General features: G+C 75.5%; 1 protein-coding gene. It reads left to right on the top strand.

The window, feature by feature from the left end; genetic code table 11:
* The coding region (locus AN216_RS28845; protein ID WP_170842968.1) for an acyl carrier protein at nucleotides 1-249 on the top strand (249 nt) is incomplete at both ends.

The following is a 249-nucleotide window of genomic DNA, read 5'->3' as shown; positions in this document are numbered from 1 at the left end:
CCGCGTTCACCGCCCCCCGCCCCAGCGCGCTGCTCAGCGAACTGCCGGACGCCGTACGCCACCTGGAGTCCGCCGACGCCGCCGAGAGCGGGGACAGCGACCTGTCCGCGCTGCGCCGGCACCTGGCGGGCCTGCCGGCGGCGGAGCGGCACGACGCCATCCTGGAGGTCGTACGCAGCTACGTCGCGACCGTGCTCGGCTATCCGGGCCCGGATGCCGTACAGCCCGAACGGGCCTTCAGCGACCTGG

Origin of the sequence: Streptomyces oceani, assembly GCF_001751245.1 — a bacterium.
GTDB classification, from domain to species: domain Bacteria; phylum Actinomycetota; class Actinomycetes; order Streptomycetales; family Streptomycetaceae; genus Streptomyces; species Streptomyces oceani.
The sequence above is the reverse complement of the archived record's forward strand: the minus strand, read 5'-3'. Positions and strand labels throughout refer to the sequence as shown.